20 protein-coding genes are annotated in these 24044 nt (G+C 67.6%); 13 read left to right on the forward strand and 7 right to left on the reverse strand.

Annotated features, from left to right (window positions below):
- The first annotated feature begins 6 nt into the window (after positions 1–6).
- From GXW79_RS05655 to GXW79_RS05675, 5 genes are all read left to right on the forward strand, one after another.
- Positions 7–1548 carry an ABC transporter substrate-binding protein gene (locus GXW79_RS05655; protein WP_211873374.1) on the forward strand — a complete coding sequence of 514 codons (1542 nt, stop codon included), beginning with the start codon at positions 7–9 and terminating at the stop codon, positions 1546–1548.
- Entirely contained in the window at positions 1548–2492 is a 945-nt protein-coding gene (locus GXW79_RS05660) for an ABC transporter permease (protein WP_211873375.1), read from the forward strand. The genes GXW79_RS05655 and GXW79_RS05660 overlap by 1 nt, the downstream gene beginning before the upstream one ends.
- 181 nt (positions 2493–2673) lie before the next feature.
- Positions 2674–3546, forward strand: coding sequence for an ABC transporter permease (locus GXW79_RS05665; RefSeq protein WP_211873376.1), 873 nt, complete (start codon positions 2674–2676; stop codon positions 3544–3546).
- A complete protein-coding gene (locus tag GXW79_RS05670; RefSeq protein ID WP_211873377.1) occupies positions 3543–4505 on the forward strand; it encodes an ABC transporter ATP-binding protein in 963 nt (320 codons plus the stop codon). The genes GXW79_RS05665 and GXW79_RS05670 overlap by 4 nt, the downstream gene beginning before the upstream one ends.
- Positions 4502–5356, forward strand: a complete 855-nt coding sequence (locus GXW79_RS05675; protein WP_211873378.1) for an ATP-binding cassette domain-containing protein — start codon at positions 4502–4504, stop codon at positions 5354–5356. Before GXW79_RS05670 ends, GXW79_RS05675 begins: the two co-directional genes overlap by 4 nt.
- Before the next feature lie 39 nt (positions 5357–5395).
- Here GXW79_RS05675 and GXW79_RS05680 read toward each other — a convergent pair whose 3' ends face one another.
- Positions 5396–5548, reverse strand: coding sequence for a hypothetical protein (locus GXW79_RS05680; protein WP_211873379.1), 153 nt, complete (start codon positions 5546–5548; stop codon positions 5396–5398).
- A 36-nt stretch (positions 5549–5584) separates the two neighbouring features.
- The gene (locus GXW79_RS05685) at positions 5585–5725 is read right to left on the reverse strand and encodes a hypothetical protein (RefSeq protein WP_211873380.1); all 141 of its coding nucleotides are present in this window, start codon (positions 5723–5725) and stop codon (positions 5585–5587) included.
- A 281-nt stretch (positions 5726–6006) separates the two neighbouring features.
- Here GXW79_RS05685 and GXW79_RS05690 point away from each other — a divergent pair, with 281 nt between their 5' ends.
- Positions 6007–7347: an LLM class flavin-dependent oxidoreductase gene (locus GXW79_RS05690; protein WP_211873381.1), complete on the forward strand. Its 1341-nt coding sequence runs from the start codon at positions 6007–6009 to the stop codon at positions 7345–7347.
- Positions 7348–7357: 10 nt separating this feature from the next.
- Here the strand turns inward: GXW79_RS05690 and GXW79_RS05695 are convergent, their stop codons facing one another.
- Entirely contained in the window at positions 7358–8668 is a 1311-nt protein-coding gene (locus GXW79_RS05695; RefSeq protein WP_211873382.1) for an NtaA/DmoA family FMN-dependent monooxygenase, read from the reverse strand.
- A 236-nt stretch (positions 8669–8904) separates the two neighbouring features.
- Between GXW79_RS05695 and GXW79_RS05700 the strand changes: the two genes are divergently transcribed.
- From GXW79_RS05700 to GXW79_RS05715, 4 genes are read left to right on the forward strand one after another with little or no spacing between them, the layout of a single operon-like run.
- Positions 8905–10428: an ABC transporter substrate-binding protein gene (locus tag GXW79_RS05700; RefSeq protein ID WP_211873383.1), complete on the forward strand. Its 1524-nt coding sequence runs from the start codon at positions 8905–8907 to the stop codon at positions 10426–10428.
- Complete coding sequence (locus tag GXW79_RS05705; protein WP_211873384.1) at positions 10425–11384, forward strand: ABC transporter permease; 960 nt, start codon at positions 10425–10427, stop codon at positions 11382–11384. Before GXW79_RS05700 ends, GXW79_RS05705 begins: the two co-directional genes overlap by 4 nt.
- Positions 11381–12232 (forward strand): ABC transporter permease, encoded by an 852-nt coding sequence (locus tag GXW79_RS05710; RefSeq protein ID WP_211873385.1) that lies wholly within the window; start codon positions 11381–11383, stop codon positions 12230–12232. The genes GXW79_RS05705 and GXW79_RS05710 overlap by 4 nt, the downstream gene beginning before the upstream one ends.
- On the forward strand, positions 12225–14270 hold the full coding sequence (locus GXW79_RS05715; protein ID WP_211873386.1) for a dipeptide ABC transporter ATP-binding protein: 2046 nt from the start codon (positions 12225–12227) through the stop codon (positions 14268–14270). Before GXW79_RS05710 ends, GXW79_RS05715 begins: the two co-directional genes overlap by 8 nt.
- A gap of 259 nt (positions 14271–14529) precedes the next feature.
- Here the strand turns inward: GXW79_RS05715 and GXW79_RS05720 are convergent, their stop codons facing one another.
- From GXW79_RS05720 to GXW79_RS05735, 4 genes are all read right to left on the reverse strand, one after another.
- The gene (locus GXW79_RS05720) at positions 14530–15882 is read right to left on the reverse strand and encodes an LLM class flavin-dependent oxidoreductase (protein ID WP_211873387.1); all 1353 of its coding nucleotides are present in this window, start codon (positions 15880–15882) and stop codon (positions 14530–14532) included.
- Between the two features lie 266 nt (positions 15883–16148).
- The gene (locus GXW79_RS05725) at positions 16149–17297 is read right to left on the reverse strand and encodes a CaiB/BaiF CoA transferase family protein (protein ID WP_211873388.1); all 1149 of its coding nucleotides are present in this window, start codon (positions 17295–17297) and stop codon (positions 16149–16151) included.
- A 14-nt stretch (positions 17298–17311) separates the two neighbouring features.
- Positions 17312–18271: a Bug family tripartite tricarboxylate transporter substrate binding protein gene (locus GXW79_RS05730; RefSeq protein ID WP_211873389.1), complete on the reverse strand. Its 960-nt coding sequence runs from the start codon at positions 18269–18271 to the stop codon at positions 17312–17314.
- 18 nt (positions 18272–18289) lie between these two features.
- Positions 18290–19078, reverse strand: a complete 789-nt coding sequence (locus GXW79_RS05735; protein ID WP_211873390.1) for an enoyl-CoA hydratase/isomerase family protein — start codon at positions 19076–19078, stop codon at positions 18290–18292.
- 282 nt (positions 19079–19360) lie between these two features.
- Between GXW79_RS05735 and GXW79_RS05740 the strand changes: the two genes are divergently transcribed.
- The 3 genes from GXW79_RS05740 (at position 19361) to GXW79_RS05750 (ending at position 24040) form a co-directional block, all read left to right on the forward strand.
- Positions 19361–20653, forward strand: a complete 1293-nt coding sequence (locus tag GXW79_RS05740; protein WP_211873391.1) for an amidohydrolase — start codon at positions 19361–19363, stop codon at positions 20651–20653.
- Positions 20654–20671: 18 nt separating this feature from the next.
- Positions 20672–22240 carry an ABC transporter substrate-binding protein gene (locus GXW79_RS05745; protein WP_211873392.1) on the forward strand — a complete coding sequence of 523 codons (1569 nt, stop codon included), beginning with the start codon at positions 20672–20674 and terminating at the stop codon, positions 22238–22240.
- Positions 22241–22402: 162 nt separating this feature from the next.
- Positions 22403–24040, forward strand: a complete 1638-nt coding sequence (locus tag GXW79_RS05750; protein ID WP_211873393.1) for a thiamine pyrophosphate-binding protein — start codon at positions 22403–22405, stop codon at positions 24038–24040.
- Positions 24041–24044: the final 4 nt, after the last annotated feature.

Raw genomic sequence — 24044 nt, forward strand, 5'->3', positions numbered from 1 at the left:
CGGGCCATGGAGCTTTCCCGACGCACCGCGCTGGGCGCTGGTCTCGGCGCTTTCTCCGGCGCCTGGGCGCGTGAGGCCGGGGCACAGGCCGGCACCACGCTGACCGTCGCGCTGCCGACCACGCCCACCTCCTGCGACCCGATCAACCCGCCCGATCATGACTGGATGATCGCCTGCCAGATGGTGTTCGAGAATCTGGTCGAATACGACATTGACGGGGTGCTGCGCCCGCAACTCGCTAAGGCGTTGCCGACCATCTCCGCCGACAAGCTCACCTACGCCTTCGAGCTGCGCGAAGGCGTGCGCTTCCACAACGGCAAGATCCTCGATTCGGAGGATGTGAAATACAGTTTTGAGTACATGCTCAATCCGGCCAATCGCGCGGCGCGCGGGCCGACCTTCTCTCGCCTGTCGCATGTCGAGGTGGACAGCCCCACGCGGCTGCGGGTCATCCTAAAGGAGCCCTTCTCGCCCTGGATGACCTTTCTTACGAAGTTCATGGGCATCTGGCCCAAGGGCTCGCGCGAAGAGCTCGGCGAGGATCATTTCCGCCGGCGCCCGACCGGCGTCGGCACCGGCCCCGGCCTCTTCGAGGAATGGCGCCCGAACGACTTCATCAGCTTCCGCAAGAACCCGAACTACTGGACGCCGGGCAAGCCCGCCTGGGACCGCTTGGTGGTGCGCCAGGTGCCCGAGGATGCTGCGCGCGTCGCCTATCTGCTTAGCGGCCAGGCGGACATCATCTCCGTCCCGCCGCCACGCGATTTCCCCCGGCTGCGCACCCGGCGCGGCATTCAGGGCGGGTCGCGGCCCACGCTGGGCGGGTGGAGCTTCATCGCGATGAACAATGCGCGGCCACCCTTCGACGACCTGAATTTCCGCCTCGCCATGGCGCACGCCATCGACCGGCGCACCATCAACGAACGCATCTATCACGGCATGGTGGAAACCGCTGCGGTGCCCGCACCGGCCTCATCCTGGTGGTTCAACCCCGAGGCCAACGCGAAGCTCGACTACAATCTCGACAAGGCGCGCGACTATCTGGCGCGGTCGAAATATCCCAACGGTGCCAGCTTCGAACTCGCCTGCGCGTCGGTGCCCTATCTGCTCGACAGCCGCGACGCTGCCATCTTCCTGCAATCCGAACTGGCCAAGCTCAACATCGAGGTGAAGCTGCGGATGGCCGAGCAATCTGTGCTCTCGCCGGCACTTAGCCGCGGCGAGCTAGATGCGCTGATCGGCAACTTCATGTCGCCGGGCGAGGCGACCTACATGATCATGGTCTACCTCACCGCAGGCCAGTTCATGTCGCGCTCCTCCAACTATGCCAATCCGCGGCTGGAGGCGCTGATGCGCGCCGCCTTCGCGGAGAATGAGGACGAGAAAATGAAGCCCATCCTGGCGGAGATGCAGATGCTCCTCGCTGATGAATCGCCCTTCCTTTGGCTGGGCTTTTTCTCCGCCGCGAATCTTTGGCGCGACCGCGTGCGCAACTTCAAGGTGAGCCAGGGCCAGACCGTGACGGTGCGCGACGTGAGCCTCGGCTGATGCTGAGCCTTATGGTGCGCCGCGCCGGGTTCTCGCTCTTCTCCCTGCTCGTAGTGAGCCTGATCCTGTTCGTGCTCACGCGCTCCATCCCCGAAAGCCCGGCGCGCATCGTGCTGGGCGATGATGTGACCGATGCGCAGATCGCCGCCTTCGACGCGCAATACGGGTTGGACCGGCCGATTATCGTGCAATACCTCGCCTGGCTCGAACGCCTGGCCCTGCATGGCGATCTCGGGCAATCCTTCACCACGCGGCTGCACATGAATGTGGAGGTGGCGGCAACGCTGCCGGTGACGCTGGAACTTGTCACCATCGCCTTCATCGTCGCCTTCCTCGTCTCGCTCACGCTGGGGACGCTCTCCGCCGTGTTCCGCGACGGGCCCATCGACTATGCGGCGCGGCTGCTCGCGGTGCTCGGCGTGTCCATCCCCGGTTTCTGGCTGGCGCTCGTGTTGGTTCTCGCCTTCGCGGTCGAGCGCGACTGGTTTCCGCCGGGCGGCTTCGTCCCGCTCAGCGAGGGGCTGGAAGCGCACCTCATGTCCATCGCGCTGCCGGTCTTCTGCCTCTCCGTCTTCTACATGGCGGTGCTCACGCGCATGACACGCTCCGCGCTGCTCGACGTGCTGGGGCAGGACTACATGCGCACCGCGCGCGCATCCGGCCTGTCCCGCCTGCGGGTGCTGCGCTACGCGCTGCGCAACGCGCTGGTGCCGGTCGTCACCATCGCCGGCGTGTCCTTCGGGCACATGTTTGGGCTGGCGCTGATCATCGAGCGCGTCTTCAACATCGGCGGCATGTCGCGCGCACTGCTCACCGCGATCCAGCAGCGCGACTACGCGCTGGTGCAGGCGGTGGTGATGGTATTCACGATCATCTTCGTGGTGGCGAACCTCGTCGCGGATCTGGTCAACGCCTGGTTGAATCCGAAGCTAGCGACGTCATGAGGAAAGCAAACTTGGGGGCAATGAATTTCCCCCAAACCCCCATTCTTTCTTTTTTGATTTATTGGTTCCCGCTGGCAGGTGCCATCAACAGGCCCGATGCCGCACTGACCGCCCAACCAGCGCCATTAGAAAAAGATAAAAGAAAGGGGGTTTGGGGGAAATTCATTTCCCCCATGCTGTCATGATCCGCGCCTGCGGCGGCATCGCCGGTTTCCTCGGCGCCCTCATCATCCTCTCCCTACTAATCATGGCCGTCCTCGCGCCCTGGATCGCGCCCTTCGATCCGCTGCGCGTATCCATTCCCGACCAGCTTCTCGAACCCGATGCGCGTTTCCTCTTCGGCACTGACCAGTCCGGGCGGGATGTGCTCAGCCGCGTCATCTGGGCCAGCCGGTCGTCGCTCAGCGTCGCGGGGTTCGCGGTGATGATCGGGCTGTGCCTTGGTGTGTCGCTGGGGCTCGCGGCGGGGTTTCATCGCGGCACCTGGTTCGAACAGGCGACGATGCGGCTGCTCGATGCTGTGGCCGCCATTCCCGTGCTGATTTGGGCGATCGCGCTGGTCGGCATCTTCGGCATTCGGGAGGCGCGGATCGGCCCCTTCATGATCGGCAATGAGGTGAAGCTGATGCTGCTTCTCGGCCTGCTCTACGTGCCGACGCTGGCGCGGGTGACCTACACCACGGCGCTGTCGGAATCGCAGGCGAACTACGTGGCCGCACGGCGGCTGCAGGGGGTAGGCAGCGTGCGCATCATGCTGTCTGACGTGCTGCCCAATTGTCTGTCGCCGGTGATCGTGCAAGCGACGCTGATGCTGGCGCTGGGCATCATCATTGAGGCCTCGGTGAGCTTCGTGGGCCTGGGCGTGCAGCCGCCCACTGCAAGCTGGGGCAACATGCTCGCCGATGCGCGCAACTTCCTGCTCTCGGGCGAATGGTGGCTGTCGGTGTTTCCGGGTGCTGCCATCTCGCTGACCGTGATCGGCTTCAACCTGCTGGGCGACGGGCTGCGCGACCGGCTGGACCCGCGGCACAACATCACCGCGGTCACGGCATGACCGACGATCCCCTGCTGCGCATCGATGGATTGCATGTGGCGTTCGGCGAGCGGTCCCGCTGGCATGATGCGGTGCGCGGCGTGGACCTGCGCATCCATCGTGGGGAGGTGGTGGGCCTGGTCGGCGAAAGCGGGTCCGGCAAATCCCTCACCGCGCTGGCCGTCATGGGGCTGCTGCCGCGCGGTGCGAAGGTCAGCAGCGGGCGGGTGGTGTTCGACGGCATTGACCTGACCGCGCCAGGCAAGGTCGAGCGGCTGCGCGGTGCGCGGATCGGGATGATCTTTCAGGACCCGCTGAGTGCGCTCAACCCCGCCATCCCCGTCGGGCGGCAGATCACCGACAGCCTGCGCACCCATCAGCGGCTGGGCGCGGCCGACGCGCGCGACCGGGCGGAGGCGCTGTTCGACCTGGTCGGCATCGCGCGGCCGCGCGAAAGGCTGCGCGCCTATGCGCATGAACTCTCGGGCGGCATGCGCCAGCGCGTGATGACCGCGCTCGCGGTGGCCAACGATCCCGAGTTGCTGATCGCGGACGAGCCCACCACCGCGCTAGACGTCACCGTGCAGGCGCAGGTGATGGCGATGCTGGACCGTGTCCGGCGCGAACTCGGCATCGCCATCCTGTTCATCAGCCACAACCTCGAACTGGTGGCCGAGGTCTGCGACCGCGTCTCGGTCATGTATGCCGGGCGCGTGGTGGAGGAGGCGGCGGTCGAGACGCTGTTCGGCCGTCCGCGCCATCCCTACACGCGCCAACTGCTGCGCTGCACCCCGCGCCTGGATGGCGAAACCGGGCCCATGCCCACCATCCCCGGCCTGCCGCCGCGCCTGGGCGCGGTGCCCCCCGGCTGTCCCTTCGCCCCGCGCTGCGACGCGGCCTTCGACCGTTGCACGGCGGAGACACCCGGCATCTGGCGTGAGGGCCCGCACATGGCCGTCTGCTGGGAGGCGCTGCGATGACGCAGCCGCTGCTGGAACTCTGCGACATCCAAAAGACGTACGCGCTGCGGCGCGGTCTGATCGAGCGCTTCACGCGCAAGGTGGCCGACGTGGCAGCGGTGGACGGCGTCTCGCTTGCCATCCCGCCGGGGGAGATCTTCGGCCTGGTGGGCGAAAGCGGGTGCGGCAAGTCGACGTTGGCGCAGATCATGGTCGGGCTGCTCGCCCCCAGCGACGGCATGGTGCGCTATCGCGGCCAGGACATCGCCATGCTCACCGGCGTGCACCGCCGGATCTATCGCCGCGGCGTGCAGATGGTATTCCAGGACACGCATTCCTCGCTCAACCCGCGCAAGCGCATCCGGCGCACGCTGATGGAGGCGCTGGTCGCCCGCGGCCTCACCCGCGCCGAGGCGGCGGATGCCCTTCCCCCGTTGCTCGCCCAGGTCGGGCTCGACACCGTTCTGCTCCAGCGCCTGCCGCACGAACTTTCCGGCGGCCAGCGCCAGCGCGTCGGCATTGCCCGCGCGCTCGCAATCGGCCCGGATGTGCTGGTGGCCGATGAGCCGGTCTCCTCGCTCGACGTGTCGCTGCAAGGTCAGATCGTGAACCTGCTGCGCGACCTGAATCGCGAGCTCGGCCTCACCATCATCCTCATCAGCCACGACCTGGCCGTTGTCTCCCGCATCTGCCACCGCATCGGGGTGATGAGCGCAGGGCGCATCGTCGAGGAAGGGCCGCCGGCCGAGGTTTTGTTCGCGCCACGCCACCCCTATACCCGCACGCTGATCGCTGCGGTGCCGCGCGGGCTGGAAAGTCGACGCGCGCAAAGCGTTGCCATCGCCGAAGTCTGCATTGCCGGACCGATGTGACAGCGCTCACGGAACCAGAGATTCTCGCGGCATCGCGCTTCAGCTGGCAGCACTGAGCCAGGCCCGGATTTCGGCACCGCGTTCGTCCAGGCCCGGGGCGGGGCGGCGAATGGAGGAGGGCGTCTCGGACAGGTGCACCGCCGGGGCGAGTGTCTGCTTCAGGCCGCGCGTGGCGCCAGGGATGTCAGTCACGACGCCGAGGGATCGAGCCTGGGGGTGCACCAGCGCTTAATCGTAGTGGAGCACGGGCTCGGCGGGGATGCCGATCTCCTCCAGTGCTTTCAGCCAATGGGCGGTGGGCTGCTGACGGAGCTGCTCCGCGAGGATCTGCATCAGAGCGACATTGTTGGCGATGCGGAGCGCGGTCATGCAGTCGCGGCGCCACTATTGGCATGGCAGCGGCGCAGACGGCCGGATTGTTGAAGATCACTATAAAATGCGGCTGACGCGCGCCCCGATCCTGGCGTCACTTTGTGACGGATCTCACGACGCAAGATTGTTTTTGCTGCCTGCCGCTTTGCTCTGTAGATTGGAAGACAGGGAGGATTGCTACGGTCACCGGCCCATATGGCGGCGGCGGAGTATCTTGGCATGGTAGGCATCTCGATCCCTGACGGCTCATTAGGTTCGGCGTTCTCGGCGACTGCGACATGATGAACCTCATCATGATGCCAAATGCGACCGGCGCGCATCTCGGCGGCTGGCGCCACCCCGACGCCTGGTCCGACACGGTGATGAATCTCGGCCACATCGTCGAGGCCACGCAGATCGCCGAGCGCGGCCTGTTCGACGCCGTCTTCCTCGCCGATGGCAACGCCGTGCGCGAGATGGACAAGCCCGCGCTTTTCGCCGCGAACTTCCCCTCCGCGAGGCCGGCGGGGTTTGAGCCCGTGACGGTGCTCTCCGCGGTCGCGATGGCGACGCGCCACATCGGCCTCGTCGCAACCAGCACCACCAGCTATGACGAGCCCTATGCCGTTGCGCGGCGCTTCGCCTCGCTGGACCATATCAGCGCGGGCCGCGCGGGGTGGAACGTGGTCACCTCGCAATACGCCGGCGATGCGCAGAATTTCGGCCGCGACGAGAACTACGCGCGTGACGAACGCTATGAGCGCGCTGAGGAATTCGTCGAGGTCGTGAAGGGCCTGTGGGACAGCTGGGACGAGGACGCCTTCCCGCAGGACAAGGCGACGGGGCGCTACCTCGACCCAGCCAAGGTGCATAGGCTGAACCATGTGGGGAAGCATTTCTCGGTGAAGGGGCCGCTCAACATCGCCCGCCCGCCGCAGGGGCACCCGATGGTGTTCATGGCCGGCCAATCCGACCGCGGCCGCGAACTCGCCGCGAAGCACGCCGATGCGATGTTCGCCGCCGGCGATTCGATGCAGAGCTGCCAGAAGGCCTATGCCGACATCAAGTCCCGCATGGCAAAGTATGGACGCGCGCCGGAGACGCTGCGCTTCCTCCCCAGCATCGTCACCTATTGCGGGGAGACGGAGGCCGAGGCGGAGCGCCTGTTCGAGGAATTGCAGGCGCTGATCTCGCCGAGCCTCGGCGTTCACTACCTCTCGAAACTGGTGGACAAGGATCTGAGCGGCCACGACCTCGACGCGCCGCTGCCGGATCTGCCGGAAAAAGTCGCCAGCGGCACCAGCCTGCGCACCTACCTGATCGAGGGCGCGCGGCGCGACAATCTCACCATCCGCCAATGCTACCAGCGCGCGCTCTCCTCGATGGGCGCGCCGGTGGTGAAGGGCACGCCCGCGCAGATCGCCGACACGCTGGAGCTGTGGTTCCGCGGCCAGGCTTGCGACGGCTTCATGATCTCGAATCCTGTGATGCCGCGTTCACTGAAGAATTTCGTCGAGATGGTGGTGCCCGAGTTGCAGAAGCGCGGCCTGTTCCGCAAGGCGTATGAGGGTGCGACCACGCGCGAGCGGATGGGCCTGCCAACCCCCGGCAATCCACGCCTGGCCGCGGCGGCGGAGTAGGCGCGTCGCTCTATCCGGGATTCACCACATTCTCGCGCAGCGTGCTGCCCGCATATTCCCGCCGGAACAGCCCCCGCCGCTGCAGTTCCGGCACCACCATCCGCCCGAACTCCTCATAGGTGGCTGGGAACACCGTCGGCGGCAGCACGAACCCATCGCAGGCGCCGGAGGTGAACCAATCCTCCATGTGGTCCGCGATGGTCGTGGGCGAACCGGCCAGCAACCCGCGGGGCTTGCGCACGGCGGCCGCAAAGCTGATCCCCTGCGCGCGGGCCAGCTGCGCCATCCGGTCGCGCGATCCCGCGATGCCGTGGTTCCCCGCCGCGCGCTCCGCGCCCTCCGCCGTCTCGATCATGCTGAGATCCACGCCAAGCAGAGAGGAACTGGACGCCAGCACCAGCTCCGGATCGGTCCGCGCATCGAGGAACGCGGCCTTCTCGCGCGCGATCGAATCCGTCTCGCCCACCACCACCAACAGCGAGGGCAGGATGCGCACATCCTCGGCCACGCGCCCGCCCGCCGCGATGCGCGCGCGCATGTCCGTGACATAGGCCAGCGCATCCTCCTTCGTGGCATGCGAGCAGAAGATCATCTCCGCCCAGCGCGCGGCAAACTCGCGCCCGCGCGGTGACGAACCCGCCTGCAGGATCACCGGCCGCCCCTGCGGGGTGCGCGGAATGGACAGCGGCCCGCGCACGCTGACATGCTTGCCCACGTAATCCGCGTAGCGCACCTTCGACGCATCCGCGAAGACGCCGCCCTCGCGATCCAGCACCAGCGCATCCGCATCCCACCCATCCCACAGCGCGCAGCACGCCTCGAGCACCTCATCGGCGCGGTCGTAGCGCAGCTCCTTCGGCGGCAGCCCCTCCATGCCCGCATTCCGCGCCTCGTAATCCGACGCCGAGGTGACGACATTCCACGCCGCGCGCCCGCCGCTCAACAGGTCGAGCGTGCCGATGCTGCGCGCCAGCTGGTACGGCCCGTAGAAGGTGGTCGACAGCGTGGAGCCGAGGCCGATATGCGTGGTCACCCGCGCCATCAGCGGCAGCAGCAGCATCGGGTCGAGAAGGCTCAGCTGCCCGCCGCGGCCGAGATAATCGGCATAGCTGCCCTTATAGACATCGGGCACGCCGAACTCATCGGCGAAGAAGGCGGCATCGAAGCGCGCCTGCTCCAGCACACGCGCGATGTGTTCGTAGCGCTGCGGCGTCCACAGATCATCGAGCGGCGCGCCGGGATAGCGCCAGCCCGGCGCGTAGCTCGCCGTCGGCGAGGTTTTCAGATAGGCGACGAGGTGCATCTTGCGCGGCCGCGTCATGCGCTCTCCTTGCCGCGCGGTGGCGCGGTTTTCCCGCGCGGGTCCTGCAAGCATCATGCCGGGCGCGCGGCGCGAAACGACGCCGCGACGCGCAATTCCCGCCCGCAGTGCTTCCCCCCTGGGCAGATCGCGCGTGCGCGGCCCGGAATGTCGCGGCGCGCGCCGGAATCGCCCTCGCCCGCCGCCGCGCATCCGGGCGAGGCTTGGCGCGACGCCATCCTTCGCGGAGCCTTCGCATGTCTCTCCTGCGCCGCAATCTCCTCGCCATGCCGGCCGTCATCGCCGCGAGCAGCCTTTCGCGCCGCGCGCAGGCCCAGGCCGGCGGCGGCGGCACGCTGCGCATCGTCGTGGGCACCAACCTCTCCACGCTCGACGTCGCCAAGACCACGCTCGGCGAGGAGTACATCTACGACCTGCTCGTCTTCAACGGCCTGACCCGCCTGCGCGAGGACCTCACCCTCGAACCCGAGCTCGCGGAATCCTGGACCTTCTCCGAAGACCTCAAGCTGTGGACCTTCAAGCTCAAGCGCGGGGTGCGGTTCCACAATGGCCGCGAGATGGTGGCCGCCGATGTGGTCGCGACCTTCCGCCGCATCCTCGACCCCGCCACCGGCTCCGCCGCGCGCAGCGGCTACGACATGATCGACGACATGGAGGCAGTGGACAGCCACACGGTGGCGTTCAAGCTCTCCTATGCCTATGGCGGCTTTGCCGACATCCTCGCCGATCGCCAGGCGAAGATCATCCCGCCCGAGAGCTATGACACGATCTCGACCGCGCCGATCGGCACCGGGCCCTTCGTGTTCCGCCGCTACACGCCCGGTGATCGCCTGGTGCTGTCGCGCAACCCGACCTATTTCGAGGAAGGCAAGCCGAAGCTCGACGGCGTCGAGATCCGCATCATCCCGGAAATGGCGGTGCGCATCGCCGCACTCCAGGCCGGCGATGTCGACATCGTCTGGGACCTCGCCCCCGAGGCGGTGCGCACGCTGCGCGAGAACCGCGCGCTTCGCATCGAGAGCATCCCCACGCCCACCTGGGACGCGGGCGTGGTCAACTGCGCGACGGCGCCGTTCAACGACCAGCGTGTGCGCCTGGCCCTGCACCTCGCAATCCCCAAGGCGGATATCGTGGAGATCGCGCTGTTCGGCGAAGGCGTGCCGACGCACAGCCCGATCCCACCGACGCACCCGTTCTTCGCGAGCGAGATCCCGATCCCCGCGCGCGCCGATGTCGCGCAGGCGCGCCGGCTGATGGCGCAGGCCGGACACGCGCGCGGGCTGCGCGTGCCGCTCGTCGTCCCGGTCGGACGGCCTGTGCGCGAGCGCCTGGGTGTGGCGATGCAGCAGCTCGGGCGGCCGGCGGGGTTCGAGTTCGAGATCCAGCGCGTGCCCTTCTCGCGCTTCTCGGCGGAGGTGTCGGGCAAGGCGCCGATCTCGATCAACGGCTTCTTCGCGCGGCCCACGGTGGATAGCGCGATGTTCCCCTTCCTGCATTCGCAGGGCAGCTGGAATCCGCGGCTTTGGAATTATTCCAATCCGCGCGTGGATGCCGCGCTGGAAGCCGCGCGCTTGACCGGCGATACCAACGTGCAGAAGAGGCACTACCAGGACGTGCAGAAATTTCTCGCCGAGGATCCGGCCAGCTACTTCGCCTACACCGCCAATTTCGCCTGCGCCTATCGCGGCCGCGTGCAGGGCGTGGCCACGCACCCGATGCGCTGGTTCGACCTGCGCGAGACGGTGGTCGCGGGGGTGTGACGCGCTACATCATTCGCCGCATCGCTTCGGTCATCGGCGTCGTGTGGCTGATGACGGTGATGGTGTTCGGCATCGTGCATCTGCTGCCCGGCAGCGTCGCGCACATGATCCTGGGGGAATTCGCCACGGCGGATTCGATCGCGTTGCTGGAGCAGCGGCTGGGACTGAATGATCCGCTGCCCATGCAGTATTGGCGCTGGTTCTCCGGGCTGCTGCGCGGCGATTTCGGCAATTCGCTGACCATGGAGCGACCGGCGGGGCCGATCCTGATCGAGGCGCTGGGGCGTTCGGCCATCCTCGCCGGCATCAGCCTGGTGCTGGTCGCCATCATCGGCATCGCGCTCGGCGTGCATTCGGCGGTGAACCGCGGATCGAGCAGCGATAGGGCGCTGACGCTTGCGCAATATGCCTTCATTTCCATTCCCGAATTCTTCTGGTGCATCGTCGTCATCCTGGTGTTTGCCGCCTGGCTCGGCTGGCTGCCGGCGACCGGATACACGCCGCTCGCCGAGGCCGGCGTGCTCGGCTGGGCGCGGCACCTGGTGCTGCCGGTGGTGACGCTGACGCTGGGCCTCATCGCGCATGTCTCGCGCATGACGCGCTCCTCCATGCTCGAGGCGTTGGATAGCCAGTATGTGCTGGCCGCGCGCGCCAAGGGGCTGGCCGAGCGCTTCGTGCTGTATCGCCACGCTCTGCCCAATGCGCTGCTGCCGACCATCACCGTGCTTGCGATCGATATGGGGCTGCTGATCGGCGGCATCGTCGTGGTGGAGACGGTCTTCGCTTTTCCGGGCCTCGGCCGGATGCTGATCTATGCGATCGACAACCAGGATCTTCCGCTGATGATGGGCGGCATGATCGTGGTGACCAGCGTCTATGCGCTGGCCAACCTCGCCGCCGATATCTTGTACGCCACGCTGAACCCGCGCATCCGGTATGGGGGTTCGGCGGCATGAGTGCCGCACTTGCTTTGCCCCGAGGCCGGCGCCTGCCGCGGGGCTTGATCCTCGGCGGATTCGCGATCGCCGTGATCGTGGTCCTCGCCGTCGCGGGGCCGTGGATCACGCCCTATGACCCGGATGCCTTCGCGATCCGCGAGCGGTTGCAGGCGCCCTCGCTCGCGCATTGGTTCGGCACGGATGATTTCGGCCGCGACGTCTTCTCGCGCGTGCTGGCCGGCGCGCATTACTCGCTGCTGATGGGGTTTGGTGCCACCGCGATCAGCCTCGCGATCGGGGTGCCGCTCGGGATGCTCGCCGCCTTCCATCGGGGTTGGGTGGATGAGGCCGTGATGCGCGGCGTGGACCTGATGATCTCCATCCCGCCGGTGCTGCTCGGGCTGTTGATCCTGGCGACGACGCAGCCGAGCGTGGCCAAGACCGTGATCTCGGTGGGCATCGTGTACGTGCCGATCATGACGCGGCTGTCGCGCGCCGTGGCCCTCGGTCTGCTCGCCGAGGATTTCGTCGATGCCGCGCGGGCGCGCGGCGATGGTGCGGTGCGCATCCTGTGGCGCGAGATCCTGCCAAATGCCTGGCCGCCGATCATCGTCGAGACGTCGCTGCGCATCACCTTCGCCATTCTGCTCGGATCGGCGCTGTCCTTCCTCGGCCTGGGACCGCAGCCGCCGGCGAGCGAATGGGGGCTGATGATCGCGGAAAGCCGGCCCTTCATCGAGCAGGCGCCGTGGATCGCGCTCGCGCCCGGCATCTGCCTGTGCCTGCTGCTGGTGCTGATCAACGTGGTGGGCGAGGGGCTGCGCGATCTGCTGGACCCGCGCATGCAGGGGCGTGGGCATGGCTGAGGCGCCGCTGCTCGAATTGCGCGATTTGTCGCTGCGCTACGCCACGGCGCGCGGCATGGTGCAGGCGCTGGATGGCGTGTCGCTGGAGCTGCATCGCGGCCAGGCGATGGGGCTGGTGGGCGAGAGCGGGTCGGGCAAATCTTCGCTGGTGCTCGCCATCCTCGGGCTGCTCGGCAAGGGCGCGACGGTGAGCACGTCGCGCGCAGCCTTCGACGGCGAGGATCTGCACAAGACGGCCGCTGCCCTGCGCGGGCGGCGCATCGGGATGGTGTTCCAGGACCCCTCCGCCGCGCTGAATCCTGGCCTGACCATCGGCTACCAGATTGCCGAGCCGCTGATCCACCATCGCGGCAGCTCCGAGCGCGACGCGATGGCCCGCGCCGTGTCGCTGCTGAACGAAGTTGGCGTGGCGCGCGCGGAGTCCGTCGCGCGCTCCTACCCGCACCAGCTTTCGGGGGGCATGAAGCAGCGTGCGGTCATCGCCACCGCGCTCGCCTGCGAGCCGGAGCTGCTGCTGCTGGATGAGCCCACCACCGCGCTCGACGTCACGGTGGAAGCGCAGATTCTCGATCTGCTCGATGATCTGCGGCGGCACCGCAATGTCGCGATGCTGCTGGTCAGCCATAATCTCGGCATTGTCGATCGGCTGTGCGACGGGCTGACCGTGCTCTATGCCGGGCGCGTCGTGGAACAGGGCGAGACAGCGGCGATCCTCGCAAGGCCGCAGCACCCCTATACGCGCGGCCTGCTCGCCGCCCTGCCGCGCGCCGATCACGGCCGCATCGCGCGCCTAACCCCGATCCCCGGCGGCCTGCCGGACCTCACCCGGCCGGAGCCAGGCTGCAATTTCCGCGCACGCTGCGACTTCGCCCTGCCCGCCTGCGCCGAAGCTCAGCTGCTCGACGGACCGGCCGCGCATCGCGTACGCTGCCATCTTGCGGATGTCGTCGCCGCAGCGCCGCCGCTTGAGGATGCCGCGCCGGCGCAGGCACGCATCCTCCCCGCCGGCACCAGGCCGCTGATCCAGGCGATGGAGCTGACGAAAAGCTTCCGCCTCGGCGCCGCGCTCTCCCTCGGCTTTCGCGGCGGTCTGCCGCGGCTCACGCGCAACGCCGGCGTGCTCGCGGTGGATGACGTCGCCCTGCATGTCGCGCGCGGCGAGGTCCTCGGCCTCGTCGGCGAATCCGGCTGCGGGAAATCCACGCTCGGGCGCCTGATGCTGCGCCTGCTCGCCGCCGATGCCGGGCGCATCAGCCTCGATGGCGAGATCGTGCCCGCCCAGCCCGACACCGCTTTCCGCCGCCGCGCGCAGATCGTGTTCCAGAACCCGGACAGCTCGCTCAACCCGCGCCAGACCGTGCACCAGGCGCTGCGCTGGCCGCTGGTGCGCTTCGGCATCGCCCGCGGCGCCGAGGCCGACCGCGAGGTGGACCGGCTGCTGGAGCTGGTGCGCCTGCCATCCTCCTACCGCTCGCGCTACCCGCACCAGATGTCGGGCGGCGAGAAGCAGCGCATCGGCATTGCCCGCGCGCTGGCCAGCCGGCCAGATTTCCTGGTCTGCGACGAAGCCGTCTCCGCGCTCGATGTCTCCGTGCAGGCGGCGGTGCTGAACCTGCTGGCCGATCTGCGCGATCGCCTTGGCATCGCCTACCTGTTCATCAGTCACGACATCGGCGTGATCGCGCATATCGCGGACCGCATCGCGGTGATGTATCGCGGCACCATCGTCGAACAGGGTGCGGCGGCGCAGATGCTGGCGCCGCCCTACCACCCCTATACCGAGGCGCTGCTCTCCGCGGTGCCGCTGGTCGGGCTGAAGGGGCGCAGCGCGCAACGCACGCGGCTGGCGGGTGATGCCTCGTCCGTGCCGCCGGCGGGGGGGTGTCGCTTCGCGCCGCGCTGCCCGCGGCGGATCGGGGCGGTGTGCGACACGGTGGCGCCGCCGCTGCGGATGGGGCCGGGGGGACACCAGATCATGTGCCACCATACGATGGAGACGCTGGCAGCGTTGCCACCGGCGTTGGGACAGGCGGCTTGAAGACTGGGGGAAATGAATTTCCCCCGCAAACGTATACGTTTGCCCCCATTCTTTTATTTTTGAGTTTTTGGTGTTCGCTCGCAGGCCAGCGCCGCATGGCAGGCGAAGTGCGACTTTTCAGCGCGCGGCATAAGAATGATTCCTTGGCGCTGATTGCGCATCCAGCGGCCGTCTGCCGACTAAGCATGACTCGCCCACTCGCACCCAAAAACAAAAATAAAAGAATGGGGTTTGGGGAAATTCTTTTCCCCAAGCTTGCTTACTCCGCCGCCATATCCCGTTTATCAAAATGCCGGCTGCGCGGCCGCGCCAGCCCCATATGCTCGCGCAGCGTCGTCCCCTCATATTCCTTCCGGAACACCCCGCGCCGCTGCAGCTCCGGCACCACCAGATCGACAAAGTCGTGCAGGCCTCGCGGCATCAGCGGGATCGACACCATGAACCCGTCGCACACCTTGCTGCGGTACCAATCCTCCATCTGGTCGGCGACCTCGACGGGGTTGCCCTTGATGACCGGGCTGCCGAAGGCGGGCACCACCTGCTCATAGGTCTGGCGGATGGTCAGCGCCTTGCGCCGCGCCATCTGGATGGTGAAGGTGCGCGTGCTGCTGCCGCCGACCACCGTCTCCGGAATATCCGCCGGTAGCGGTCCGTCGAGCGGATGGCCCGAAAGATCGTAGTGCAAAATCTTCGACAGATAATGCACGCCGAGATCGGGCGAGATCAGCGCGTTCAGCTCGTCATACAAATCATCCGCCTCGGCCGAACTCCGCCCGACGAAGATGCTCACGCCTGGGATGAATTTCAGCTCATCCGGGTGGCGGCCGTACTTCGCCATGCGCGCCTTGATGTCCGCGTAGTCGGCCTGCATCGACTCGCGCGAATCCCCCGCACCGAACATCGCGTCCGCATGCAAAGCGGCGAGCTCCTTGCCGCGCTCCGACTGCCCGGCCATGAACACCACGGGATGCCCCTGCGGCGTCGGCGGCACGTTGAGCGGGCCTTTCACCTGGAAGTGCCGCCCAGCGTGGTTGATCTCGCGCACACGGGTGGGGTCCAAGAACTGGCCGCTCGCCTTGTCTTGGATGAAGGCATCCTCCGCCCAGCTGTCCCAGAGTGCTTTCACGACCTCAACGAATTCCTGCGCGCGGTCATAGCGCTCCTCGCGGCTGAGCGGGTCGGAATGGTTGAAGTTCAGCGCGTCGCCGGCGTAGGAGTTGGTGACCATGTTCCACCCCGCCCGCCCCTTGCTGGCGTGGTCGAGCGAGGCAAAGCGGCGGGCAATGAAATAGGGCTGGTCGAAGCTGGTCGTGGCTGTTGAGACCACGCCGATGCGGCTGGTCGCGGCCGCCAGCATGGTCAACAAGATGACGGGGTCGAACACGCCTGGCCGCGCCACAGGCGAGTTGGCCGCGAACAGCGCCGGGCGGTCCATGTCGCGCACCGCATTGCCGTCGGCAAGGAACAGGCCGTCAAATTTGCCCCGCTCGGCCAGGCGCGCCGTCTCGATGTTATAATCAAGGTTCATTACCGGACGATCGAACGCCTCCGGGTGTCGCCAGGCGCCGAGATGCGCGCCGACCATATTGGGAATTGCGAACAGGCTAATCATGTCGGCCTCCATGCTAGATAGCGCCGAAACTGTTAGGGCTGAGGTCGCGCCCACTGAACTGCGCCGCAGTAAGCAAGGTCAGCAATATCCGTGCCGATCGGCCTGAAATCGCTCGCGATGATTGGACCGCTCCTTGGCAATTTCGGAGGGGCACAGTCAAAGCTGGTCGGCGCAAGATACCTGCACGGGGCCCTCTATCGTGGAGCGAACAGCGAGCCAGCTAACACCTCGTCCAAGCACCTCCCCGGGGGGCGCAGAGATCGCGCTCAGGCGGTAGCACTGAGCCAGGCACGGATTTCGGCACCGTGTTCGTCCAGGCCCGGGGCGGGGCGGCGAACTAAGGAGCGCGTCTCGGACAGGTGGACCGCCGGGGCGAGTGTCTGCTTCAGGCCGCGCGTGGCGCCAGGGATGTCAGCCACGACGCCGAGGGATCGAGCCTGGGGGTGCGCCAGGGCTTCGTCATAATTGAGCACCGGCTCGGCGGGGATGCCGATCTCCTCCAGTGCTTCCAGCCAATGGGCGGTGGGCTGCTGGCGAACCTGCTCCGCGAGGATCTGCATCAAAGCGATGTTGTTGGCGACGCGGAGCGCATTGGTGGCGAAGCGGGCATCCTCCGCGAGGGATTCGAGGCCGAGCAGCCTGCAGAAGGGCTTGAAGAAATGGTCCTGCCCGGCACCGATGGTGAGCCATCCATCGCTGCTCTCGAATGCCTGGTAGGGGGCGCTGCCGCGATGCGCCTGGCCCATGCGCTGGGGGCGTTGGCCGGTGCCGAGTACCAGGGCAGCTTCATAGACGCCGAAGGCAAGGGCGCTCTCGAAGAGCGAGGCTTCGACTTTTTGGCCGCGTCCGGTCTTCGCCCGCGCGTTGAGCGCGCCGAGGATCCCGATGGCGGCGAACATGCCGCCCGAGACGTCGGAGATGGCAATGGGCAGGCGGGTGGGTTCGCCGTCGATCGGCCCGTTGCCGGCCATCAGCCCGGACATCGCCTGGGTCATGAGGTCGAAGCCGCCATGCTCGGACCAGGGGCCGGTCTGCCCGAAGCCGGATATGGAGCAGACGATGAGGCGGGGGTTGGTCTTCGACAATGTGGCATAATCGAGGCCCATGCGGGCGAGTGCGCCGGGGCGCATGTTCTCCACTAGGATGTCCGCGCGCTGCGCCAGGGCGTGCAGGGCGGCGCGGTCCTCGGGGTTTTTGGGGTCAAGCGCGATCGAGCGCTTGTTGCGGTTCCACAGCGCATAGGGCGCGCCGATGCCGTCCACGAAGGGGGGCATGCTGCGGCTGTCGTCTCCCTTGCCGGGTCGTTCGACCTTGATGACATCAGCGCCCATGTCTGCAAGCAGCATGGTGCAGTAGGGGCCGGAGAGATGGCTGGTGAGGTCGAGGACGATGAGGCCGTCGAGGGCGCCGGGCATGGGGGTGGGTTCCTCTAATTGGTCTGGAGGCCGGCGGCCTGAACAATACGACGCCAGCGAGGAATTTCGGTCGCCATGAGAGTGCCAAGTTCGGCAGGGCCGCCAAAATCCGGCTCGAACGCTTGGCCGAGCAGCCAATCGCGCACGGCGGGAAGCTGGGTGGTGGCGGTGAATGCAGCGTTTAGACGGGCGGCAATTTCAGCGGGTGTGTTGGCGGGCAGGAAGAAGCCCTGCCAGGAATCGAGTGTGACGCCAGGGACCACCTCGCCGGTTGTGGGCGTTTCGGGCGCGAAGAGCGACCGGTGCGTGGAAGAGACGGCGTAGGCCTTCACGGTGCCCTCGCGGACGAACGGGAGCGCTGCGGGCAGCGTCATGATCCCGGCGGGGATGTTGCCAGCGACAATGTCCTGCACCAGTGGGCCTCCGCCGCGATAGGGGACGAGCGCGAAGCGGATACCCTCGAGCATGAGCAGCGCGGCGATCAGGCTGCCGGGGGAACCCGGGCCGGTATGGCCGAGCAGAACGGTTTCGGGCGCGGCGCGCGCTGCGGTGACCATCGCGGCGAAATTGGTCGGCGGGTAGCCCGGGTGGGTCACCAGGACCTGGGAGATGCGCGCGACCAGCGCCATCGGCTGGAGGTCCCGCAGCGGATCGTAGGGAAGGGTGGGGAACAAGGCTGGGGCAACGGCGAGCGGCTCGCTGGTCAGCAGCACGGTGGTGCCGTCGGGGCGGGCCTTTGCGACAAGGTCGGCACCGAGATTACCGCCGGCGCCGGAGCGGTTCTCCACGACGACATTCCAGCCGAGACGCTCGCCGAGGTGGCGGGCGTAAAGGCGGCCGAGAATGTCGAGGCTGCCGCCAGGAGCGAAGGGCACGACGATGCGGAGTGCTCGAGCGGGTTGCGCGCGCGCCCTCCTTGACGCGACGGCAGGGGCAAGGAGAAGACCGGCAAGGCTTCGTCGCGTGAAGGTCATGCGGCGGCTCCGCGGCGGCTATTCGCCGGTGAAGGTGGGGGGACGCTTGGCGAGAAAGGCGGCGGTGGCTTCCTTCAGGTCGCGACTGCGCATGGCGCGGGTGACCGTCTCCGCGATCAGGGGAGCACGGGCAACGAGCGCCTGGTCTGCGATGGCGTTGAGCGTGGTCTTGGCGCCGGCGATCGAGAGCGGGGCGCGGGCGAGAAGGGATGCGATGAGGGCGTCAGGCGCCTCGGCGATCTCGTCGATTAGGCCGGCGGCGAGGGCCTGGGGGGCATCGATGCGATCGCCGATGAACAGCATGCGCTTTGCTGGCGCTAGGCCGACCAGGGCGTGGAGGCGGAGCGTGTCCGGTTGGCCATAGACGACGCCCAGCCGGGCGGCGGGGATGGCGAAGGTCGATGGCGTCGTGGCGAGGCGAAAGTCGCAGGCCATCGCGAAGCTAAGGCCGCCGCCGTAGCAAAGCCCATCGATAAAGGCGATGGTGGGTTGCGGGCAATCGGCCAGCGCCTGAACAGCAGCGTCACTGATTTCGCGGTGCGCGGCGATCACCGCGTCCCTGCCCTCACCTTGGGGAAAGTCGGAGATGTCCGCGCCCGAGGAGAAACAGCTCGGCGTGCCGCGGAGGAGGATGGCCCGAATACCGTTTGTCTCAGCGGCCTCGGTGAACACTGCGCCAAGGGCTCGGTACATCGCCAGCGTGACGGCGTTGCGCTTTTCCGGACGATTGAAGGAGACCGTGAGCAGCGCATCGCGTGCCTCGATCAGGAGGCCGTCGCAGACGTGGCGGGCGAGGGTTCTGGACATGGTGCAACGCAGTCAATCCCTCGGCAGCGGTCCACGGAAGCCGGAATTATCTGCGGATCGCCGCGGCCAGACGAAGCTGGTGCGGTGCTGGGCATTTCAGAAACATGGACGATGAAAATTCGGGCATGCCTGGATGGCCGTGATCTGCGAGGCAAATAATCACGGAAGTGATCCAGCACCACGGCCCCTTCCATGGCGATGATAGTGCCCGTCCGCCGCACCGTGGCTGGACAAAAACACCGGCCCGGCGGAGCGTGTTGCATCGCAGCGGAGATCGCGTTCATGGCCGCCTGGACCACCGGTTCCAATGATGGGGGCGTCAGGCGCATTCGCCGCGACCTGCATGCCTTCCCCGAACTGGGATTTCTGGAATACCGCACCGCGGCGCTGACCGCCGCTCACCTCGCGAAGCTCGGCTGGACCCTGCGCGTCGGCCCTGAGGTCATGCGCGAGGATGCGATGCTAGGCCAACCCTCCGCCGCTTCCGTCGCCGAGGCCAAAGCCGCCGCACTCGCCGCCGGCGCGCCCGCCGAATGGATCGACCGCATGCCGGGCGGCCAGACCGGCATCGTCGCCGAATTGCGCCGCGGCGAGGGGCCCGTGCTCGCACTCCGCTTCGACATGGATGCGCTGCCCGTCCGCGAAACCGAGGCGGCATCCCACAACCCCAATGCCGAGGGATTCCGCTCGGCCCGCCAGGGCCTGATGCATGCCTGCGCGCATGATGGCCACACCGCGATCGGGCTCGCGCTCGCGGAGCAGCTGGCCAATCCGGCGGCGTCCTGGCGCGGGACCCTGCGCCTCATCTTCCAGCCCGCCGAGGAAGGCGGGCGCGGCGCCTTCCCGATGGTGGAAGCCGGCATCCTCGATGATGTGGACCTGTTCTTCGCCGGACATCTCGGGTGTCACCTGCCCACCGGGACGGTTGCCGCCGAAGCGCGCGGCTTCCTGTTCGCCACGCGCAGCGACGCGGTGTTCACGGGTGCGGCGGCGCATGCGGCGGCCTCACCCCAGGCCGGGCGCAACGCGCTGCTGGCCGGTGCTACCGCCGCACTCGGCCTGCACGCCATCTCTCGCCACGCGGGCGCGGTGACGCATGTCAATGTCGGCAAGATGGTCGCCGGCGGCGGGCGCAACATCATCGCCGATGAATGCCTCCTGCAACTCGAAGTGCGCGGCGACACGCCCGAGAGCCTGGCCTTCATGGACCGCCGCATGATGGAGGTGCTGAACGGCGCTGCGACCATGCATGGCTGCACACTGGAAACCCGGCTCATGGGCAAGAATTTCGGCGCCGCGAACGACCCCGAGGCGGCGTCCATCGTCGCCAGTGTCGCCGGACGCACCGAGGGCATCGCGACAGTGCTGCCCTTCCGCAAGATGGATGGCTGCGACGACGCCACAACCATGATCCGGCGCGTTCAGGAACGGGGCGGCAAAGGCACCTATTTCCTGATCGGCAGTACCATCGCGAATGTCCATCACGCGATCGATTTCGACATCGACGAGGCCGCTCTCGACCATGGCGTGCGGCTATTCATGGGGATTGTCGAAACCGCGCTTGCGCCGCGCTGAAGCAAAGGATGCCTGACCATGCACCGTCGCACCCTTTTCGGAATCGGCGCCGGGCTGCTCGCCGCGCCGCGGATCGCCACCGCCCAGGCGGCGCGCACCCTCCGCTTCGTCCCCCAGGCGGACCTGACCGTGCTGGATCCGATCTGGACGGCGGCGCATGTCACGCGCCACCACAGCTACCTCGTCTTCGACACGCTTTTCGGCCAGGACAGCCGCGTCCAGGTCTCGCACCAGATGCTGGCGGGGCACGTCGTCGAGGCCGATGGCCTGCGCTGGACATTGACGCTGCGCGACGGCTTGCGATTTCATGATGGCGAGCCGGTCCTGGCGCGGGATTGCGTGGCCTCCATCCGCCGCTGGGGCCGGCGCGACATCCTCGGGCGGCTGCTGATGGCGCGGGTCGAGGATCTCTCGGCACCGGATGACCGCAGCATCGTCTTCCGTCTGTCGCGGCCCTTCCCGCAATTGCCCCTCGCACTGGGCAAAGCGGGGTCGAATCTCTGCGCGATCATGCCCGAGCGGCTGGCGCGCATCGACGCCTTCACGCAGATCACCGAGATGGTCGGATCCGGGCCGTTCCGCTTCCTGGCCGCCGAGCAGATCGCCGGTGCGCGCGTCGTATACGAACGCTTCGCCGGCTATAGGCCCCAGGAGTCCGGCACGCCGGATTTCATGGCGGGTCCGAAGATCGTGCATCTTGACCGCGTCGAGTGGCTCACCAACCCCGATCCCGGCACCGCCGCCGCGGCACTCCAGGCCGGCGAGGTGGATTGGGTCGAGCAGCCGCTGGTTGACCTGCTGCCCCTGTTGCGCCGGCATCGGGGGATCCAGCTGGAGACGCTCGATCCGCTGGGCTCGGTCGGCATCATGCGGCTTAATGCGTTGCACCCACCCTTCAACAACCCCGCGATCCGCCAGGCCTTGCTGCACGCGGTGAACCAGTCGGACTTCATGCGGGCGGTCGCCGGCGACGACACCTCGCTGTGGCGCGACGGCGTGGGCATGTTCTGCCCCGAAAGCCCGTCCGCCAGCGATGCGGGTATGGAGGTGATCGCCGCGCCGCGCGACATCGAGCGCGCGCGACGCGAGATCATCGCCGCCGGCTATCGTGGCGAGCCCTTGGTGCTGCTGGCGGCGAGCGACATTGCCTCGCTCAAGGCCGCCTCGGAGGTCGCGGGCGACATGCTACGCCGCGTGGGCCTCAATGTGGACTACCAGGCCATGGATTGGGGAACCGTGGTCCAGCGCCGCGCCAAGCGCGAGGCACCCGAGGCGGGCGGCTGGAATGCCTTCTGCACCTTCAATTCCGGCCTCGACCAGGCGAGTCCCGCGACCCATGCCTGGCTCGCGACCTCGGGCGCTTCGGCGGCCCCCGGATGGCCAGACGATCCGGCCTTGGAGGCCCTTCGAGTGGGCTGGCTGGATGCGCCAGACCCTATGCAGGTCGCACAGGACATCCAGCGCCGGGCGCTTCGTGCCGTCCCCTACGTGCCGATCGGGCAGTACTTCAACGCCACTGCCTTCCGTCGCAACCTCTCGGGAATCCTGCGCGGCTTTCCGGTGTTCTGGAATATCCGCAAGGCCTAGCCCGCGGCGCCGAGACGGCCGGAAGCGCTCGAGAGAATTCATGCAAATTCTGCATTAATTCCGCTTATCAGATTGTTTTTGCTCTGAATGGCCCTTCTGCCTATCAAAGTGCATCTGGCCGCGACCGCCCAGCGGCCACCCTTATGAAGGCTTCCCCAGCCCATGCCCGTCACCGGTTCCCAGCTCGTCGGCCAGGCCCTGAAGCGCCTTGGCGTCGATACCTTTTTCTTCCTCATGGGCGCGCCGATGCTCCAAGCGGAAAAGGCATGCATCGACCTCGGCATCCGCGGCATCGATGTTCGGCATGAGCAGGCGGCGGCCATGATGGCCCATGCCTATGCGCGGCTGCGCAACGTCCCCGGCGTGTGCATGGCCTGCTCCGGCCCCGGCGCGCTCAATCTCGGCACAGGCCTCGCCAATGCGCTAGTCGATTGCGCGCCGGTGGTGGCCCTCGGCGGGTCAAGCCCGGTGCGCGAATACGGCACCGGCGCCTTCCAGGAATTCGACCAGCTCGCCGCGATGAAGCCGCTGACGAAATGGGCCGAGCGCGTCTACGAAACCCGCCGCATCCCCGAGATGATCGCCACCGCCTTCCGCATCGCCACCAGCGGCAAGCCCGGCCCGGTCTATCTCGACCTGCCAGGCGATGTGCTGTTCGCCGCGATCGAGGAGGCCGATGTGGTCTGGCCGGCCGAGCCCGGCCCACGCCCGCGCCCGGCTGCCGACCCCGCCCAGATCGCGCAGGCCGTGGCGATGCTCGCCGAGGCCGAGCGGCCGGTCATCATCTCCGGCAGCGGCGTGCTCTGGTCGGGCGCGGCCGAGACGATGCAGGCCTGGGTCGAGCAGAGCGGCATACCCTTCTACACCACCCCACAGGGCCGCGGCGTGGTACCGGAAGACCACGCGCTGGCCTTCGCCAATGCCCGCTCGGCGGCGCTGCGCGAGGCGGACCTGGTGCTCGTGCTCGGCACCCGCCTCAACTACGTCTTCGGCCATGGCAAGCCGCCACGCTTCGCCAAGAATGCGAAGCTCATTCGCATCGACATCGACCCCGCCGAGATCGCCGCCACGCCGCAGGTCACGCTCGGCATCTGCGCCGATCTGCGCGTGGCCCTCGAACAGCTCAGCGCAGCCGCTACCGGCATCGCGCCGGCGCGCTACGCGGCCTGGACCCGGCATCTGGCCGAGATCGAGGCGACGAAGGCGCCGGCCAGCGAGGTGGCGCTGGCCACCGACCAGACCCCGATCCACCCGCTGCGCCTGTGCCGCGAAATCCGCGACTTCCTGCCGCGCGATGCCATCCTCTGCGTCGATGGGCAGGAGATCCTGAACTACGGTCGCCAGACCATCCCGACCCACACCGCCGGCCACCGGCTGAATTCCGGCCCCTTCGGCATTATGGGGGTGGGCCTGCCCTTCGGCCTCGGCGCAAAGGCGGCAAAGCCAGACAAGATGGTGCTGGTGCTGCATGGCGACGGCTCCTTCGGCCTCAATGCGATGGAGCTGGACACCGCCGTTCGCCACGGCCTGCCGGTGATCGTGGTCATCAGCCTCAACGGCGGCTGGACCGCCGACCCCGACCGCAGTAAGCCCGGCCGTGAGCTCGGCTATACCCGCTTCGATGCGATGGCCGAGGCGCTGGGCTGCCACGGCGAATTCGTCGAGCGGCCCGAGGACATCGCCCCCGCGCTGGCGCGCGCGGCGGAGGCGGTCGCCGCCGGCCGCCCGGCGCTGGTCAATGTCGTCACCGATTGGAAGGCGCGGGCGCAGACCGTGCGCTTCTCCGCCAGCAGCACCTGAGGCG

Source organism: Plastoroseomonas arctica (assembly GCF_018128965.1).
In the GTDB taxonomy this organism is placed as follows: domain Bacteria; phylum Pseudomonadota; class Alphaproteobacteria; order Acetobacterales; family Acetobacteraceae; genus Plastoroseomonas; species Plastoroseomonas arctica.

Coding starts and splice junctions, on each gene's coding strand:
- GXW79_RS05660 (WP_211873375.1), top strand. CDS start 1,548: ATGCTGAGCCTTATGGTGCGCCGCGCCGGGTTCTCGCTCTTCTCCCTG.
- GXW79_RS05690 (WP_211873381.1), top strand. CDS start 6,007: ATGATGAACCTCATCATGATGCCAAATGCGACCGGCGCGCATCTCGGC.
- GXW79_RS05735 (WP_211873390.1), bottom strand. CDS start 19,078: ATGTCCAGAACCCTCGCCCGCCACGTCTGCGACGGCCTCCTGATCGAG.
- GXW79_RS05750 (WP_211873393.1), top strand. CDS start 22,403: ATGCCCGTCACCGGTTCCCAGCTCGTCGGCCAGGCCCTGAAGCGCCTT.
- GXW79_RS05730 (WP_211873389.1), bottom strand. CDS start 18,271: ATGACCTTCACGCGACGAAGCCTTGCCGGTCTTCTCCTTGCCCCTGCC.
- GXW79_RS05675 (WP_211873378.1), top strand. CDS start 4,502: ATGACGCAGCCGCTGCTGGAACTCTGCGACATCCAAAAGACGTACGCG.
- GXW79_RS05740 (WP_211873391.1), top strand. CDS start 19,361: ATGGCCGCCTGGACCACCGGTTCCAATGATGGGGGCGTCAGGCGCATT.
- GXW79_RS05695 (WP_211873382.1), bottom strand. CDS start 8,668: ATGACGCGGCCGCGCAAGATGCACCTCGTCGCCTATCTGAAAACCTCG.
- GXW79_RS05670 (WP_211873377.1), top strand. CDS start 3,543: ATGACCGACGATCCCCTGCTGCGCATCGATGGATTGCATGTGGCGTTC.
- GXW79_RS05710 (WP_211873385.1), top strand. CDS start 11,381: ATGAGTGCCGCACTTGCTTTGCCCCGAGGCCGGCGCCTGCCGCGGGGC.
- GXW79_RS05655 (WP_211873374.1), top strand. CDS start 7: ATGGAGCTTTCCCGACGCACCGCGCTGGGCGCTGGTCTCGGCGCTTTC.
- GXW79_RS05725 (WP_211873388.1), bottom strand. CDS start 17,297: ATGCCCGGCGCCCTCGACGGCCTCATCGTCCTCGACCTCACCAGCCAT.
- GXW79_RS05720 (WP_211873387.1), bottom strand. CDS start 15,882: ATGATTAGCCTGTTCGCAATTCCCAATATGGTCGGCGCGCATCTCGGC.
- GXW79_RS05700 (WP_211873383.1), top strand. CDS start 8,905: ATGTCTCTCCTGCGCCGCAATCTCCTCGCCATGCCGGCCGTCATCGCC.
- GXW79_RS05715 (WP_211873386.1), top strand. CDS start 12,225: ATGGCTGAGGCGCCGCTGCTCGAATTGCGCGATTTGTCGCTGCGCTAC.
- GXW79_RS05685 (WP_211873380.1), bottom strand. CDS start 5,725: ATGACCGCGCTCCGCATCGCCAACAATGTCGCTCTGATGCAGATCCTC.
- GXW79_RS05745 (WP_211873392.1), top strand. CDS start 20,672: ATGCACCGTCGCACCCTTTTCGGAATCGGCGCCGGGCTGCTCGCCGCG.
- GXW79_RS05665 (WP_211873376.1), top strand. CDS start 2,674: ATGATCCGCGCCTGCGGCGGCATCGCCGGTTTCCTCGGCGCCCTCATC.